Origin of the sequence: Microbacterium sp. NPDC058021 (assembly GCF_042885955.1) — a bacterium.
GTDB lineage: Bacteria > Actinomycetota > Actinomycetes > Actinomycetales > Microbacteriaceae > Microbacterium.
Window position 1 is genome coordinate 72,761 of the sequence record NZ_JBHVRF010000004.1, and the last position, 15,941, is coordinate 88,701.

General features: G+C 70.2%; 15 protein-coding genes. 9 read left to right on the forward strand and 6 right to left on the reverse strand.

Annotation, left to right across the window (positions count from 1 at the left end):
- Positions 1-14 precede the first annotated feature (14 nt).
- Positions 15-926, reverse strand: coding sequence for a carbohydrate ABC transporter permease (locus tag ACFVR6_RS09575; protein ID WP_386961873.1), 912 nt, complete (start codon positions 924-926; stop codon positions 15-17).
- Positions 923-2,035 carry a carbohydrate ABC transporter permease gene (locus tag ACFVR6_RS09580; protein ID WP_386961876.1) on the reverse strand — a complete coding sequence of 371 codons (1,113 nt, stop codon included), beginning with the start codon at positions 2,033-2,035 and terminating at the stop codon, positions 923-925. The genes ACFVR6_RS09575 and ACFVR6_RS09580 overlap by 4 nt, the downstream gene beginning before the upstream one ends.
- A gap of 128 nt (positions 2,036-2,163) precedes the next feature.
- Between ACFVR6_RS09580 and ACFVR6_RS09585 the strand changes: the two genes are divergently transcribed.
- From ACFVR6_RS09585 to ACFVR6_RS09615, 7 genes are all read left to right on the forward strand, one after another.
- The gene (locus tag ACFVR6_RS09585; RefSeq protein ID WP_386961879.1) at positions 2,164-3,186 is read left to right on the forward strand and encodes a LacI family DNA-binding transcriptional regulator; all 1,023 of its coding nucleotides are present in this window, start codon (positions 2,164-2,166) and stop codon (positions 3,184-3,186) included.
- Between the two features lie 240 nt (positions 3,187-3,426).
- Positions 3,427-4,497 carry a bifunctional diaminohydroxyphosphoribosylaminopyrimidine deaminase/5-amino-6-(5-phosphoribosylamino)uracil reductase RibD gene (gene ribD / locus ACFVR6_RS09590; RefSeq protein WP_386961881.1) on the forward strand — a complete coding sequence of 357 codons (1,071 nt, stop codon included), beginning with the start codon at positions 3,427-3,429 and terminating at the stop codon, positions 4,495-4,497.
- On the forward strand, positions 4,497-5,135 hold the full coding sequence (locus ACFVR6_RS09595; RefSeq protein WP_386961884.1) for a riboflavin synthase: 639 nt from the start codon (positions 4,497-4,499) through the stop codon (positions 5,133-5,135). Before ribD ends, ACFVR6_RS09595 begins: the two co-directional genes overlap by 1 nt.
- Positions 5,132-6,406 (forward strand): GTP cyclohydrolase II, encoded by a 1,275-nt coding sequence (gene ribA, locus ACFVR6_RS09600; RefSeq protein ID WP_386961886.1) that lies wholly within the window; start codon positions 5,132-5,134, stop codon positions 6,404-6,406. Before ACFVR6_RS09595 ends, ribA begins: the two co-directional genes overlap by 4 nt.
- On the forward strand, positions 6,403-6,879 hold the full coding sequence (gene ribH, locus ACFVR6_RS09605; RefSeq protein WP_386961889.1) for a 6,7-dimethyl-8-ribityllumazine synthase: 477 nt from the start codon (positions 6,403-6,405) through the stop codon (positions 6,877-6,879). The genes ribA and ribH overlap by 4 nt, the downstream gene beginning before the upstream one ends.
- 49 nt (positions 6,880-6,928) lie before the next feature.
- Positions 6,929-7,282 (forward strand): Fe-S protein, encoded by a 354-nt coding sequence (locus ACFVR6_RS09610; RefSeq protein WP_386961892.1) that lies wholly within the window; start codon positions 6,929-6,931, stop codon positions 7,280-7,282.
- 193 nt (positions 7,283-7,475) lie between these two features.
- Positions 7,476-8,921 (forward strand): MFS transporter, encoded by a 1,446-nt coding sequence (locus tag ACFVR6_RS09615; RefSeq protein ID WP_386961894.1) that lies wholly within the window; start codon positions 7,476-7,478, stop codon positions 8,919-8,921.
- Between the two features lie 60 nt (positions 8,922-8,981).
- Here ACFVR6_RS09615 and ACFVR6_RS09620 read toward each other — a convergent pair whose 3' ends face one another.
- Genes ACFVR6_RS09620 through ACFVR6_RS09630 form a run of 3 tightly spaced genes read right to left on the reverse strand, consistent with a single transcriptional unit; the run spans position 8,982 to position 11,646 of the window.
- Positions 8,982-9,812: an ABC transporter permease gene (locus tag ACFVR6_RS09620; protein ID WP_386961898.1), complete on the reverse strand. Its 831-nt coding sequence runs from the start codon at positions 9,810-9,812 to the stop codon at positions 8,982-8,984.
- On the reverse strand, positions 9,809-10,708 hold the full coding sequence (locus tag ACFVR6_RS09625) for an ABC transporter permease (RefSeq protein ID WP_386961901.1): 900 nt from the start codon (positions 10,706-10,708) through the stop codon (positions 9,809-9,811). Before ACFVR6_RS09625 ends, ACFVR6_RS09620 begins: the two co-directional genes overlap by 4 nt.
- The gene (locus tag ACFVR6_RS09630; RefSeq protein ID WP_386961904.1) at positions 10,705-11,646 is read right to left on the reverse strand and encodes an ABC transporter ATP-binding protein; all 942 of its coding nucleotides are present in this window, start codon (positions 11,644-11,646) and stop codon (positions 10,705-10,707) included. Before ACFVR6_RS09630 ends, ACFVR6_RS09625 begins: the two co-directional genes overlap by 4 nt.
- Before the next feature lie 115 nt (positions 11,647-11,761).
- On the opposite strand from ACFVR6_RS09630, the gene ACFVR6_RS09635 reads away from it, so the two are divergent.
- Both ACFVR6_RS09635 and ACFVR6_RS09640 read left to right on the forward strand, forming a co-directional pair.
- Positions 11,762-11,977, forward strand: a complete 216-nt coding sequence (locus ACFVR6_RS09635; protein ID WP_386961907.1) for an AsnC family protein — start codon at positions 11,762-11,764, stop codon at positions 11,975-11,977.
- A gap of 27 nt (positions 11,978-12,004) precedes the next feature.
- Complete coding sequence (locus ACFVR6_RS09640; protein ID WP_386961910.1) at positions 12,005-13,909, forward strand: ABC transporter ATP-binding protein; 1,905 nt, start codon at positions 12,005-12,007, stop codon at positions 13,907-13,909.
- A gap of 68 nt (positions 13,910-13,977) precedes the next feature.
- On the opposite strand, the gene ACFVR6_RS09645 is transcribed toward ACFVR6_RS09640, so the two are convergent.
- A complete protein-coding gene (locus ACFVR6_RS09645; RefSeq protein ID WP_386961913.1) occupies positions 13,978-15,867 on the reverse strand; it encodes a phosphoenolpyruvate carboxykinase (GTP) in 1,890 nt (629 codons plus the stop codon).
- Positions 15,868-15,941: the final 74 nt, after the last annotated feature.

Here is a 15,941-nt window from a genome sequence, read left to right on the forward strand (position 1 = left end):
GAGCGCCGGACGGGTCATTTGCCGCCGGAGGTCATCGAGATGCCGCGGATCAGGTGCCGCTGGAACAGCAGGAAGATGATCAGCAGCGGCAGGGAGCCGACGAGACCTCGGGCCATGAGGCTGCCGAGCTCCGTCGCCTGGGCGAAGTTGCCCTGCAGCGAGGCGAGACCGGTGGTGATGGTGAACATCTCCGCCCTCGTCGCGGACACCAGCGGCCACAGGTAGTCGTTCCAGGTCTGCACGAAAGTGAAGATGGCCAGCGCGATCATCGCCGGGCGCGCGAGCGGCAGCATGATGAAGAAGAAGGTGCGCCAAGGCCCTGCTCCGTCGATGCGTGCAGCCTCCTCCACCTCCTGGGGGACCTGGGAGAAGAACTGGGTCATGAGGAAGACCCCGAGCGGGGCGGCGATGCGCGGCAGGATGAGCGCGGCGTACGTGTTGTGCATCTGCACGTCGGCGACCATCGTGAACAGCGGGACGAACATCGCCTCCTTGGGGATCATCAGCCCCGCCAGCACGCTGCCGTAGACGATCGCCTTGCCGCGGAAGTCGATGCGGGCGAAGGCGTACCCGGCCATCGCGCAGAGCAGCACCGTGACGACGGTGGTGAGGATGCTGACGATCGCGCTGTTGAGGAACCAGCGCGAAGTGAGCCCGACGGAGAAGACGCCGAGGAGATTGTCGAGCGTGAAATCGCGCGGGATGAGGAACTGCGTCTCCTGCGCAAGGGCGGCGTTGTCACTGAGCGCGAGAGAAGTCATCCAGATCATCGGAAGCAGCCACACGAGGGTGGCTGCGATCATCGCCACGTGGTACCACGACGTGGCCGTCGCGCGGCGGAGCCCAGGGACCTGCTGTCGGCCGTCCTTGCGGGGGCGTGCGGCGCCGGGGGCGATGAGGGCGCGGGTCTGCGAGACGGCGGTCATTTGGTTGCGTCCTTGCCGAGGAACTTCATCTGGATGACGGAGACGACGAGCATGATGGCGAACAGCACCAGCGACATCGCCGAGGCGTAGCCCAGCTCGAAGTCGCGGAAGCCGGTCTGGTAGATGTGCCGGATGACGACGTCGGTGGAGCTTCCCGGTCCGCCGCCGGTCATGATGTTGACCTGGCCGAACACCTGGAACGACGCGATCACCTGCATCACCATGACCAGCAGCAGCACGTGACGTATGCCGGGGAGGGTCACGTGCACGAACTTGCCCCAGGGCCCCGCGCCGTCGAGTGAGGCCGCTTCGTACAGCGACGCGTCGACGTCCTGCAGCCCGGCTGCGAACAGCACGAGGTTGAACCCGACCGTCCACCACACCGTGGTCGCGATGATCGCGATCATGGCGGTGTCGGTGTTGGACAGCCACGGGATCGGCGCGATCCCCAGCGGCTCCAACAGCGCGGCCAGCAGCCCTTGGTTGGGCGAGAGGAAGTACGTCCAGATGAGGGTGACGACCGAGACGGGGAGGATGTAGGGCAGGAAGAACGCCATCTGGTACCAGCGCACGCCTCGGCGTCCGCCCTGCAGCGCCAGCGCCATCGCGAGGCCGAGTCCGGCGATGAGCGGAGTGGACACCGCGGTGAACAGCAGCGTGTTCTGCATCGCCGTCCAGAAGCGGGGGTCGAACCAGAATCCGGTCTCGGCGGGGTGGAAGCCGAGGGCGAACGCGACGGCGATGAGTGCGAGCAGTCCGGCGGTGCGCCAGAGCGTGATCCGGCGGCGGCGCGCCGGCCCCACCAGCAGCACGGCGGCGAGCACGAGGATCGCCATGCGCCACCAGAACAGATGCCCCATGCTCCACGTGATGTCCACGCCCCAGAGCATGCGCACATAGTTGTCCAGCCCGATGAACTCGCGGGTCGCCCCGAGCAGATCCCAGTCGTGCACGCTCATGACGACGGCCTGTGCCACCGGCACCAGGACGAACACGACGTAGAGCGCGACGAAGGGTGCTATGAAGGCGATGCCGTACCGCAGCCCGGCCTTGCCGTTTCGCCTCGGGCGGGGGGTCCGCACACGTCTGTCGGCCTGGATCGTCACCATGTGCTCCCACTTCTTGCCACGTTGCAAATTGCGCGATCAGTCTGACGAGGCGACATACTCGTTGTCAACTCCACGCCGACACCGACGGCCGGAGACGTGCCGAAACGGGGCCAGGAGAGGGGGTCGACATGAGCGCGAGCCTGCGCGATGTGGCCAAGCTCGCCGGCGTCTCCCCCCGCACGGTCTCCAACGTCGTCAACGACTTCGAATACGTCCGCGACACGACCCGCGAGCGGGTGCTGCGCGCCATCGAGGAGCTGAACTACAAGCCCAACATCTCCGCCCGCCGGCTGCGCCAGGGGCGCACCCGGATGCTCGGGTTCGCGGTCCCCGAGTTGTCGCAGCCCTACTTCGCGGAGCTGTCCGAACTCGTCGAATCCGCCGCACAGAGCCGTGGCTACACCGTGATCGCGACGCAGACGGGCGGCCGCAAGGACAGTGAAGTGCGGATGCTGCGCGATTTCACCTCCCACCTGGTCGACGGCCTCATCTTCAGCCCGTTCACCCTGACGCAGGATGAGTTCGCCGCCGCCGCCCCGAGCGTTCCCACCGTGCTCATCGGAGAGCAGATCTCCAGCCCCGGCCACACCGGCATCGCGATCGACAACGTGCGCGCCACCACCGACATCACCCGCCATCTGCTCGAACGCGGCCGGCGCCGCATCGCGGTGCTCGGCGCCTACCACTCCGATCTCTACCGCAGCGCGCGGCTGCGACTGCAGGGCTATCGCGACGCGCTCGAGACCGCGGGCGTCGCGTTCGACCCGGCGCTCGTGCTGTACACCGACAGGTTCGGCCGGCAGGCGGGACGCGACGGTGTGGCTGCCGCGCTTGCCGACGGCGTGCGCTTCGACGCCCTCGTCTGCTTCACCGACATGCTGGCCTTCGGCGCGGTGCGCGCGTTCGCCGATGCCCGTGTACGGGTGCCCGACGATGTCGCTATCGCGTCGATCGACGATGTGCAGGAGGCGGAATTCTCCGTCCCCTCCCTCACCTCGATCGCACCCGACAAGCGCGCCATCGCGGAGACGGCCGTCGACCAGCTGATCGCGCTCGTGGAGCAGTCTTCGCCGTCGCCGTCGCCGTCGCAGATCGAGGTCGCCTATCGCCTGGCCGAGCGGGAGAGTTCCGGCCCGCCTCGCGGGGAATGAAAGCCCCGACCGCGCGTTGAGTACACTCGAGAGCAATACGTGCTCCGGGGTCGGTGGGAATCCGAACCGGCGGTGACAGTCCGCGAACCCGCGCCGAAAGGCAGAGGTTGACCCGGTGGAATTCCGGGACCGACGGTGATGCGACGCAAGTCGCTAGTCCGGATGGGAGGCAGCACGAGGAGACGCCTTGGGCGTCGCCTGCGGCCACCCTTCCCCGGAGTCCCGACCGGAGGGCGACGGATGACCGCGACAGACCGCGAACGCGATGCGATGCGGCGCGCACTGTCGCTCGCGCGACGCGGACCCCGCGGACTGAACCCGCAGGTGGGCGCGGTGCTGCTGTCCCCCACCGGCGACGTCGTCGCCGAGGGCTGGCACCGCGGAGCCGGCACCGCCCACGCCGAGGTGGCCGCGCTCGCCCAACTCGCCCCCGGCGCCGCCGCGGGCACGACCGCCGTCGTCACCCTCGAACCCTGCAACCACACCGGCCGCACCGGCCCCTGCGCCGAGGCCCTCATCGCCGCCGGCGTCGCCCGCGTCGTGTACGCCGTCGATGACCCGGGCGAGCGCTCCTCCGGTGGTGCCGAGCGCCTGCGCGCCGCCGGCGTCGACGTCGAGGGCGGCGTGCTCGCCGACGAGGCCCACGCACTGCTGGATTCCTGGCTCACCGCGCAGCGCCTCGGGCGCCCCCACGTGACGGTCAAGTGGGCGCAGTCCCTCGACGGCCGCGCCGCCGCCGCCGACGGCACCAGCCAGTGGATCACGGGACCTGCCGCGCGCGAAGACGTCCACCGTCGTCGTGCCGAGGCCGACGCCATCGTCGTGGGCACGGGCACACTGCTCGCCGACGACCCGGCCCTCACCGCCCGCCGCCCCGACGGCACGCTGTACGACGAGCAGCCGATGCCGGTGGTGCTCGGCGCCCGCGGCATCCCCGACGATGCCCGAGTGCGCCGGCACCCCCGCCCCGTCCTGCACCGGGCCGGAAACCACCTGTTCGACGAGTGGGGCGATCCCGACGGCTCGCTGCTGGCAGAACTGCGCGACCTCGGCGTGCACCGGGTGTTCGTCGAGGGCGGTCCCACCATCGCGAGCGCCTTCCTGCGTGCGGGCCTGGCCGACGACGTGCTCGCGTACATCGCCCCGACCCTCCTCGGCGGCCCCATCCTCGCCCTCGGCGAGCTGGGCGTGCCGACCATCACCGCGCAGCGGCGGCTCGACGTGGCATCCATCGAACGACTCGGCGACGACCTGCTGATCGTCGCCCACCCCCGGCCCGCCAGCGGGCCGACCCAGGAAGGAACCCCCTGATGTTCACCGGAATCGTCGAAGAGCAGGGCGAGATCGCCGCCGTCACCCCCTCCGGAGACGGTGTGCGCCTGACGGTGCGCGCGCCGCTGGCGGTATCGGATGCCGCGCACGGCGACTCCATCTCGATCGGCGGGGTCTGCCTCACGGTCGTCGACCGCGACGGTGACGCCTTCACCGCCGACGTCATGCGCCAGACCCTCGACATGTCGACGCTCGGCCACGCCGCCGTCGGCAGCCGGGTGAACGTCGAGCGGGCGATGGCCGCCCACGGGCGCCTGGGCGGCCACATCGTGCAGGGCCACATCGACGGCACCGGCGAGGTGCTCGAGGTGCGCCCCGGTGAGCAGTGGCGAGTGCTGCGCATCGGCCTGTCCCCCGCGCTGGCGCCGCTGGTCGTGGACAAGGGCTCGATCGCCGTCGACGGCGTCTCGCTCACCGTCAGCGCGGTGAGCGCCGCCGAGGCTGCGGAGCCGTGGTTCGAGGTGTCGCTCATCCCCGAGACCCTCACCGCCACGACGCTCGGCGACCTGGCGCCGGGGCACCGCGTCAACCTCGAGACCGACATCCTCGCGCGCCACGTGCAGCGCCTGCTCGCTTTCCCCCCGACCACCGTTTCCCACGAAGGAGGCTCCCGATGAGCCTTTCCACCATCCCCGAAGCCCTCGAGGCGCTGCGCGCCGGACGGCCCGTCATCGTCGCCGACGACGAGAACCGCGAGAACGAGGGCGACGTCGTCATCTCCGCCCAGCTGGCGACCCCCGAATGGATCGCGTGGACGGTGCGCCACTCCAGCGGTTTCATCTGCGCTCCCATGCCCTCCGAATGGGCTGACCGGCTCGACCTGCCGCCGATGGTGGAGGTCAACGAAGACGCCCGCGGCACCGCGTACACGGTCAGTGTCGATGCCGCCACGCGCGTGAGCACCGGCATCAGCGCGAGCGACCGCTCGCACACGCTCAACGTGCTCGCCGACCCCGGGTCGACCCCCGCCAGCGTCATCCGCCCCGGCCACATCCTGCCGCTGCGCGCGGTGGACGGTGGCGTGCGCGAACGCAGCGGCCACACCGAGGCATCCGTCGACCTCATGCGCCTCGCAGGACTCGAGCCGGTCGCGGCGATCTGCGAGATCGTCGCCGAGGACGGCTCCATGATGCGCCTGCCCGGGCTGCTCGAGCTCGGCGAGCGCGACGGCCTGCACGTCATCACGATCGAGCAGCTCATCGCCTACCTCGACGAGCACGAGCCCGTCACGATCGGGGAGAGCGCCGTGCACCGCCGGCGGGTGAGCCTGCGCGCCGAATCGCAGGTGCCCACGCGTCACGGCTCCTTCCGCTTCCTCGCGTACAAGGACCGCGTGACCGGAACCGACCACCTCGCGGTCATCTCCGGCGACCTCACCGCCGACGCGCCCCTCGTGCGCGTGCACTCGGAGTGCCTCACCGGCGAGGCGTTCGGCTCGCTCAAGTGCGAGTGCGGCCCCCAGTTGGATGCCGCGCTGGACGCGATCGCCGAGGCCGGCGGGGTCGTCATCTACATGCGCGGCCACGAGGGTCGCGGCATCGGACTCATCAACAAGCTCCGTGCCTACTCGCTGCAGGAGACGGGCCTGGACACGGTCGATGCGAACCTGGCCCTGGGGCTTCCCGCCGACGCGCGCGACTACGCCGCCGCCGCCGGCATCCTCGACGACCTGGGAGTGACGAAGATCCGCCTGCTCACGAACAACACCGACAAGGTCACCCAACTGCAGACCCTGGGGCTGAACATCGTCGAGCAGGTGCCGCTGCTGGTCGGCGTGGGACCCAACAACCACCAGTACCTCGCCACGAAGGCCGAGCGCATGGGGCACCTCATCGCCTCCGACGACCTCGACGGCGCCCTCGCCCGCACGAAGGAGGCCCGCGCATGAGCGGCACCGGTTCCCCCCAGGCCCACGAGCCCATCGACGGCACGGGCCTTTCCGTCGTCGTGATCGCCGGCACCTGGCACGACGCCATCACCGACGGGCTCATCGCCGGCGCACAGCGCACGCTCGACGCCGCGGGGGCGACCTGGTCGCTCGTGCGCGTGGCCGGCGCGTTCGAGCTGCCGGTGGTGTCCCGCGCGGCGCTCGACGGCGGCGCCGACGCGGTCGTGGCGCTCGGGGTCATCATCCGCGGCGGCACGCCGCACTTCGAGTACATCTCCGCCGCGGCCACCGACGGGCTCACCCGCGTCGCGCTGGACACCGGCAAGCCGGTCGGCTTCGGCGTGCTCACCCTCGACGACGAGCAGCAGGGCCTCGACCGCGCAGGCCTGGCGGGCTCGAAGGAGGACAAGGGCGCCGAGGCCGCGGATGCGGCGCTGCGCACCGCCCTCACACTGCGGGCACTGCGCGCCTGACCGTCGCGGCGACCATCAGAGATACTGAAGGTCGGGCTAGACTGGACGCATGGAAATCCTGCGGCACGTCGTCGTCTTCATCCACCTGATCGGTTTCGCGGTGCTTTTCGGCGCCTGGGCCGTGGAAGCCTTCGGCGGGCGCCGCCGGTTCACCCGCCTGATGACCATCGGCATGACGATCGCCGCGGTCGCCGGGCTCGCTCTCGCCGCGCCGTGGGGCATCGAGTACGAGCTCAACTACGTCAAGCTCGGCGTCAAGCTCGGTGTGCTGCTGGTGATCGGCGCGCTGCTGGGCATCGGCACCGGCCGCCAGCGCAAGACCGGGTCCGTCCCCACGGCCATGTTCTGGGCGGTGGGCGTGCTGACCCTCCTCAACGCAGGTATCGCCGTCATCTGGCGCTGATCCCCCTCCGCCGACGCCGGGACGCTGCGCCCGGCGTCGGCATAGGATGGTTGTTCTGCCCCCGCCACCGCGCGGGCGCTGCCCCGGTGACTCAGCGCTGTGACGCCCGCCGCACCACCCCTGCTCCGGACGCCTGCCACCGGAACGTCCCCACCCGGACGGTTTCCCTCTCATCTGACAGGCACTCCACCTCATGTCCTCAGCACCCGCGGCCCCCACCGCTCCCGCCAATCCCCGTTCGCGCGTCATCGCCGCGAGCCTGGTCGGCACGACGATCGAGTTCTACGACTTCTACGTCTACGCGACCGCCGCCGTCCTGGTCTTCCCCATCCTCTTCTTCCCCACCGGCGATGAGACGACAGCACTGCTGTCGTCGTTCGCCGTCTTCGGGGCCGCGATGATTGCCCGCCCCATCGGCGCCGTGATCTTCGGCCACTTCGGCGACCGGTTCGGGCGCAAGGCCACCCTCGTCGCCTCGCTGCTCACGATGGGCATCGCGACGTTCATCATCGGCCTGCTCCCCACCTACGACGCCATCGGGTGGTGGGCGGCGCTGCTGCTGCTGGTGCTGCGCCTCGCGCAGGGCTTCGCGCTCGGCGGCGAATGGTCCGGTGCCGCGCTCGTGGCCACCGAGAACGCCCCCAAGGGCAAGCGCGCCTGGTACGGCACGTTCCCGCAGCTGGGGGCACCGATCGGCTTCATCATCGCCAACGGCGTGTTCCTCATCATCAACTTCGCCCTGCCGCACCCCGACGGCCCCGCGCAGCGCTCCGAGGAGTTCCTGGAGTGGGGCTGGCGCGTGCCCTTCCTCTTCTCGGCGGTCATGGTGATCGTGGGCCTGTGGGTGCGCCTCAAGCTCGTCGAGTCCGCCACCTTCGCCAAGGCGGAGAAGACCGGCGCGATCCGCAAATTCCCGCTGGGCGAGGTCGTCCGCCGGCACTGGCGCCCGCTCATCCTCGGCACGTTCATCATGCTGGCGACCTATGTGCTGTTCTACCTGATGACCAGCTTCACCCTCTCCTACGGCACCAAGGCCACCACCGAAACCGCGCGCGCCGCCGCCGAGGCCGCCGGTCAGCCCTTCGACGCCGCGACGTATGTGGCCGGGCTCGGGTTCGGGTACACCGACTTCGTCATCATGCAGATCATCGGTGTCGTGTTCTTCGGCATCTTCACGCTGCTGTCGGGGCCCCTCGCGGACTCGATCGGCCGGCGCAAGCTCCTCATCTGGGTCACCGCGGCGATCGCGGTGTTCGGCCTGATGTTCAACGTGTTCCTCGTGCCGTACGCCGACCCGATGTTCACCGGTGCGCTCACGCAGGCCTTCCTCATCCTCGGGTTCATGCTGATGGGCGCGACCTTCGGCCCCATGGGCGCCGTGCTGCCGGAGCTGTTCCCCACGAACGTCCGCTACACCGGCTCGGCCATCTCCTACAACGTCTCGTCGATCCTCGGCGCGGCCCTGGCCCCCATCGTCGCGGTGGCGCTGTGGGCGGCGGCGGGCGGCGAGCCGTGGCTGGTGGGCGTGTACCTCACCGCGATGAGCGTGCTGACCCTCATCGCGCTCCTGCTGTCGAAGGAGACGAAGGACGTCGACTACGAGACCAACATCGGTCTCGGTGCGACCGGCTCGCTCTGACACAGGCGACAGACGGATGCCGCGGGGTGATCGCCCCGCGGCATCCGTCGTCTTCGGCGTTCAGTCCAGGAACAGGGTGCGCAGCCGCCGGGTGGTGAACACCAGCCCCACGACGATCATCACGACGTAGTAGAGGATGTGCCAGCCCACGTCGGGGCTCATCGCACCGGTGGTGAACCCGCGGATGAGCTCCACCCCGTGCCAGAGCGGGAACGCCTTGACGATCCACTGCACGACCTCGGGATACACCGTGATCGGGTACAGCGTCGAGGAGAACAGGAACATCGGCAGCAGCACGAAGTTGATCCAGTCCATGTGCTGGAACGTCTTCATGTAGCTCGTGATCGCCATGCCGAGGCTCGCGAAGCCGAAGGCGATCAGCAGCACCGCGGGGATGGCGAGGATGGCGGTGGGCGCGAGGTTCAGGCCCAGGATCTGCATGATCGTGAGGAAGCCGGTCGCATAGACGAGCCCCCGCAGCAGCGCGTAGAGGATCTCGCCGAGGGCGACATCGAGCGGGCCGAGCGAGGTCGCCAGCATCCCCTCGTACAACTTGCCGTAGTTGAGCTTGAAGAACACGTTCCAGGTGGAGTCGTAGATCGCTCCGTTCATCGCCGACACCGCCAGCAGCGCGGGCGCGATGAAGGCGGCGTAGGAGACCGCGACCCCGGCGCTGGTCTGCACGTCGCCGACGAGGGCGCCGAGCCCGATGCCCATCGAGGCGAGGTAGAACACCGGCTCGAAGAACCCCGAGAGCACCACCACCCAGCTCGACGAGCGCGCGGCGATGAGCCCTCGCTGCACGACCGCCTGCGGGTTGCCCGCCCACAGTGCCCGCACTCCCCCGGCGCGGCGGGGCGCGGGGGCGGTCTGCGTCGACGCGAGCGTCATTTCGCGAGCCTGTGTTCGAAGATGCGGCGGGCCGCCAGATAGCCGGCGACCGCGAGCACCACGAGATATGCGGTGTGGCCGAGCACGATGCCCCATTCCACCGGCGTGCCGTAGGTGAGGATGCGACCGGCCTGGGTGGCGTGCCAGAGCGGGGAGATCCAGCCGATCCACTCCAGCCAGTCGGGCAGGTTCGACAGTGGATAGAAGGTGCCCGAGAACAGGAACATCGGCATGAAGACGAACCGCTGCACGAGGGCGAACTGCCCCTTGTCGTCCTCGATCGACGCCGCGTACGCCATCAGCGGGATGCCGAAGGCGAGCCCGGCCAGCACACCGAGGACGATCGACAGCCACGCCGTCGCCGGATGCGGCACGCCGCCGCCGCCGACGGCGAAGAAGATCCAGATGAAGCCGTAGTACGCCGCGACCCCCACCAGCATGCGGGCGGCGGCGCCCGCGATGACGCCGTGGGCGATCTGCGCCGAGGACAGCGGGGAGGCGTTGAACCCGTAGAAGTAGCGCCGCCACTTGAAGCCCGCCATCACGGGGTACGTGAACTCCTCGGTCGCCACGGCGATGGCTGCGGTCATGAGCAGCGCCGGGGCGACGAACAGGAGGTAGGACACCTCGGTACCGGCATCCTCCACCGGCGCGTCGATGAGCGCGGCCAGCCCGATGCCCAGGCCCAGCAGGTAGATGATCGGCTGCCCGAGCGCGCCCACGACGATCGTCCAGCCGTAGGCGCGCATGGCGCGCACCATGTGCTCGGTGGTGTACCAGGAGCCGCGGGCGCGGGGCCTGCGCCCCCAGGCGAGGGCTTCGGCCCGCAGCTCGTCGAGCGACGGGGGTGCGGTGCCGGCAGCGACCGGCGCACCGGTGTCGTCGGACGGGGTCATTCGATCAGCGACCTTCCCGTCAGGCGCAGGAACACGTCCTCGAGCGACGAGCGGCGCACGAGGCTCGTGATGGGCTGCAGCCCCAGCGCGCTCACCCGTTCGAGCGCGGCTTCGCCGTCGTGGGCGTAGATGAGCACGCGGTCCGGCAGCACCTCCACCCGCTCGCCGATGCCGTGCAGCTGCCCGGCGACCTGCTCGTTGCGCTCCGAGCCGAAGCGCACCTCGAGCACCTCGCGGGACGAGTGCTGGCGGATGAGGGATGCCGGCGTCCCCTCGGCCATGATGCGGCCCTCGTCCACGACGATGAGCCGATCGCACAGCTGCTCGGCCTCGTCCATGTAGTGGGTCGTCAGCACGAGCGTCGTGCCGCGTTCCTTGAGCCGGAACAGCCGATCCCACAGCACGTGGCGCGCCTGCGGGTCGAGCCCCGTCGTCGGTTCGTCCAGCAGCAGGATGCGCGGGTCGTTGATGAGACCGCGGGCGATGGTCAGCCGCCGCTTCATACCGCCGGAGAGCTGGTCGACCTTGCTCTTGGCCTTGTCCTGCAACTGCGCGAAAGCCAGCAGCTCGTCGGCCTTCTCCGCGCACACGCGCCCCGGGAGCCCGAAATAGCGGCCGTAGATGTAGAGGTTCTCGCGCGCATTGAGCTCGCCGTCGAGGTTGTCCTGCTGCGGAACGACCCCGAGTCGCGAGCGGATCTCGGGCCCGTGCCGATCGGGGTCCAATCCCAGGATCTGCAGGTCCCCCGCGGTGCGCGTGGAGACGGCCCCGACCATCTTCATCGTCGTGGACTTGCCGGCGCCGTTGGGACCGAGCAGGCCGAAGGACTCGCCGGGCGCAACCTCGAACGACAGATCGTCGACGGCGAGGAAATCGGGCTTGCCCTTGACCTTGTAGGCCTTGACGAGGTTGCGGGCGGAGATGACCGGTTCAGGCACCGCCCCACAGTAGCGCCGCCCGGCGACGGCGTCAGCCCACGGCGATCGCTGTCAACCTGCATTGACACGCGGATGCCACGTCAACTACCGTTGACGCATTGCGAAGGAGGCTCCCGTGAGCGCAGATGACATCCGCACCCTCGTCGGCACGCCCGGCGAGCGCGAGCCCATCGCCGAGCTGCGACGGCTGGCGCTGGTGCGCCGCGAGCTCTCCCGCGCCGAGGAGACCCAGGTGCGGCGGGCCCGCAACCTGGGCTTCTCCTGGCAGGCGATCGCCGACGGCCTCGGCGTGAGCCGACAGGCCGTGCACAAGAAGTACGGTCGAAGGTGATCCCCCCGCAAGAACGAGGTAACACCCATGTCCTCCCCCTTCTCCTCCCGCGGCCGCCGCGGTAAGCGCGCCGCCGACGACGGCCCCCGCGCGAGCCTCACGCAGCTGCTGCCGTTCCTGTTCGAGCACCGCGGCGTACTCGTGGGCATCGCCGTCCTCAGCGTGATCGAGGCCGTGGCGACCCTCGGGCAGCCGCTCGTGGTCGGCCAGCTCATCGAGCGGGTGCAGGCCGGCGAGATGCTCGGCATGCTCGTCTGGGCGCTCATCGCGCTGGTCGTGGCATCCTCGCTGATCGGCGGCTGGCAGCACTACCTGCTGCAGCGCACCGGCACGGCGGTGGTGTACTCGAGCCGCAAGCGCCTGATCGCGCGTCTCCTGCACCTGCCGGTGCGCGAGTTCGATGCGCGCCGCACCGGCGACCTCGTCTCGCGGGTCGGGACGGACACCACCCTGCTGTACGCCGTGCTCACGCAGGGCCTCGCCGACTCGCTCGGCGGCGCCTTGATCTTCGTCGGCGCCATCGTCGCCATGGCGCTCATCGACCCGGTGCTGCTGCTGCTCATCCTCGTCGTGATCGGCGTCTCCGCCACCGTCGTGGCGCTGCTGAGCGGGCGCATCCGCAAGGCCACCCAGGCCCAGCAGGAGAAGGTCGGCGAGCTCGCCTCAGGTGTGGAGCGCGCCATCGGCTCGATCCGCACCATCCGCGCCGCGGGGGCGGCCGAGCGTGAGCAGCAGGCGATCGGCGAGACCGCGCGGGGCGCCTACGACGCCGGCGTGCGGGTGGCCAAGGCCTCGGCGCTGGTCGTCCCGGTGGCCGGGGTCGCCCTGCAGGTGTCGCTGCTGGTCGTGCTCGGGGTGGGCGGGTTCCGCGTGGCATCCGGAGCCATCTCCATCGCGGACCTCGTGACGTTCGTGATGTTCCTGTTCTTCCTGGTGGGTCCGCTCGGGTCGTTCTTCGGCGCCATCAGCTCGGTCAACCAGGCCCTCGGGGCGCTGGGGCGCATCCAGGAGGTGCTCGACCTGCCGACCGAGGCCGACGACGACGCCGCGATCGCGGCGCGGGTCGCCGCCGAGCAGTCCCCGACCGATGCCACGGCGGCCCCCGCGATCGAGTTCCGCGGCGTCCGCTTCCGCTACCCCGAGGCGGTCATCGCCGCCCGCCGCACCGCCGAGACCGAGGCCATGCGCACCCTCGCCGACGCGCACGTGGAGCCGACCACGATGGTCGTGGAGGAGGATGCCACCCCCGACGACGACGTGCTGCGGGGCGTCTCGTTCACCGTCCCGGCGGGCGCGCGCGTGGCCCTGGTCGGCCCGTCCGGGGCCGGCAAGAGCACGACGCTCGCACTCATCGAGCGGTTCTACGACCCCACCAGCGGGGCGATCCTGCTGCACGGCCGCGACATCCGCACGCTCGAGCGAGACGAGCTGCGCTCCCAGCTCGGTTACGTCGAGCAGGACGCACCGACCCTCGCCGGCACCATCGCCGAGAACCTGCGCCTCGCATCCCCCGATGCCACCGACGAGCAGTGCGAGCGGGTGCTGCGCGACGTCAACCTCGGCGAGGTGCTCGAGCGCAGCCCGCTCGGGCTCGACGCCCCCGTCGGGGAGAGCGGAGTGATGCTGTCCGGCGGCGAGCGCCAGCGTCTCGCGATCGCGCGAGCGCTGCTCGCCGCTCCCCCGATCCTGCTGCTGGACGAGTCGACGTCGTCACTGGACGGCCTCAACGAGCAGCGGATGCGCGAGGCGTTCGACGCCGTCGCGACCGGGCGCACGCTCGTGGTCATCGCCCACCGCCTGTCGACGGTCGTCGACAGCGATCACATCGTCGTCATCGACCACGGCGAGGTCGTCGGCCAGGGCACGCACTCCGAGCTCGTGGCATCGACCCCGTTGTACCGCGACCTCGCGAAGCACCAGCTGCTGGTGTGACCCGCGCGCAGACGACGGATGCCGCAGCTGAGCGCCGCGGCATCCGTCTCTGAGACTCCCCCGGCGCCTCAGCCCTGCTGGGCGCGTGTGAGGCGGTAGCGCAGCGCCGCGAGCTCGGCCTGCAGCGTCGCCGGCACCCGCCCGTCGAACGTCTCGTAGAACTCCTCGGTGAGGTCGGCCTCGCGCAGCCACGAGTCGGGGTCGATCGCGAAGAGCTGCTCGAGGTCTTCGTCGGTCACGTCGATGCCGTCGAGGTTGAGGTCCGCGACGCGCGGAAGGCGCCCGATGGGGCTGTCGTCGGCGGCCACCTCGCCCTGCACGCGGCGGATGATCCAGTCGATGACGCGCGAGTTGTCGCCGAATCCGGGCCAGAGGAACCGGCCGTCGTCGCCCTTTCGGAACCAGTTGACCTGGAACACGCGCGGGGCGCGGTCGAAGCGCAGCCCTTCGCCGACCTTGAGCCAGTGCGCGAAGTAGTCGGCCATGTTGTAGCCGCAGAACGGCAGCATGGCGAACGGGTCGCGGCGGAGTTCCCCGACCGTGCCCTCGGCGGCGGCCGTGCGCTCGGAGGAGATGTTCGACCCGATGAACACCCCGTGCGCCCAGTCGGTGGCCTCGACCACGAGCGGCACGTTGGTGGCGCGGCGGCCGCCGAAGAGGATCGCGTCCAGCGGCACACCCTGCGGCGCGTCCCAGTCGGCCGCGATCTGCGGGCACTGGCTCGCCGACACGGTGAAGCGGGAGTTCGGGTGGGCGGCGGGACGGCCGGAGTCGGGCGTCCACGGGTTGCCCTCCCAGTCGGTGAGGCTCTCGGGAGCCTCGTCGGTGAGGCCCTCCCACCACACGTCGCCGTCGGGACGCAGCGCCACGTTGGTGAAGATCGTGTTGCCCCACAGCGTCTCCACGGCGGTGACGTTCGTGGACTCCCCCGTGCCGGGCGCGACGCCGAAGAAGCCGGCCTCGGGGTTGATCGCCCACAGGCGCCCGTCCTCACCGGGGCGGATCCACGTGATGTCGTCGCCGAGCGTCTCGACCCGGTAGCCCGCAATCGTGGGGCGGAGCATCGCGAGGTTGGTCTTGCCGCAGGCCGAGGGGAACGCCGCGGCGATGTGGAACGCCTTGCCCTTCGGGTCGATCACGCGGATGAGGAGCATGTGCTCGGCGAGCCAGCCCTCGTCGCGACCGATGACCGAGGCGATGCGCAGCGCGAAGCACTTCTTCGCCAGGATCGCGTTGCCGCCGTAGCCGGAGCCGTACGACCACACCTCGAGGGTGTCGGGGAAGTGCACGATGTACTTCTCGTCGTTGCAGGGCCATGCGACGTCCGCCTCACCGGGGGCGAGGGGCGCCCCGACCGAGTGCACGGTCTTGACCCAGGGCTTGCCGGCGGCGATCTCCTCGGTGACGGCCTGGCCGACGCGGGTCATGATGCCGATGGATGCCACGGCGTAGGCACTGTCGGTGACCTGCACGCCGATCTGCGACAGCGGTCCGCCCACGGGGCCCATCGAGAAGGGGACGACGTACATCGTCCGCCCGCGCATCGACCCCTCGAACAGCGGGGTGATGGTGGCGCGGATCTCGTCGGGTGCGACCCAGTTGTTCGTCGGGCCGGCATCCTCCTCACGCTCCGAGGCGATGAACGTGCGCCCCTCGGTGCGGGCGACGTCGCTCGGGTGCGAGCGTGCCAGGTACGACCCGGGCCGCCACTCCGGATTCAGCTTGATGAGCTTTCCCTCGTCGACCATCTCGCGCAGCAGCGTCTCATTCTCGGCCGCTGAGCCGTCGACCCAGTGGATGCGGGCGGGCTGGGTGAGCGCGGCGATCTCGTCGACCCACGCCAGCAGCGCCTCGGCGCCTTCGCCGGACATCTGCGGACGAGCGCCGGATGCCAGGGCGCGCGGCCGGGCTGCGGCCGGAGCGGTGGACGGGCGGGTGAAGATGTCGGCGAGGGCCATGATCTCTCCTTCAGGCGGGAACATGACCAGAATGCGCCCCTTCGGGGGTGTCTTTCCCGGATTCACGCGCGCAA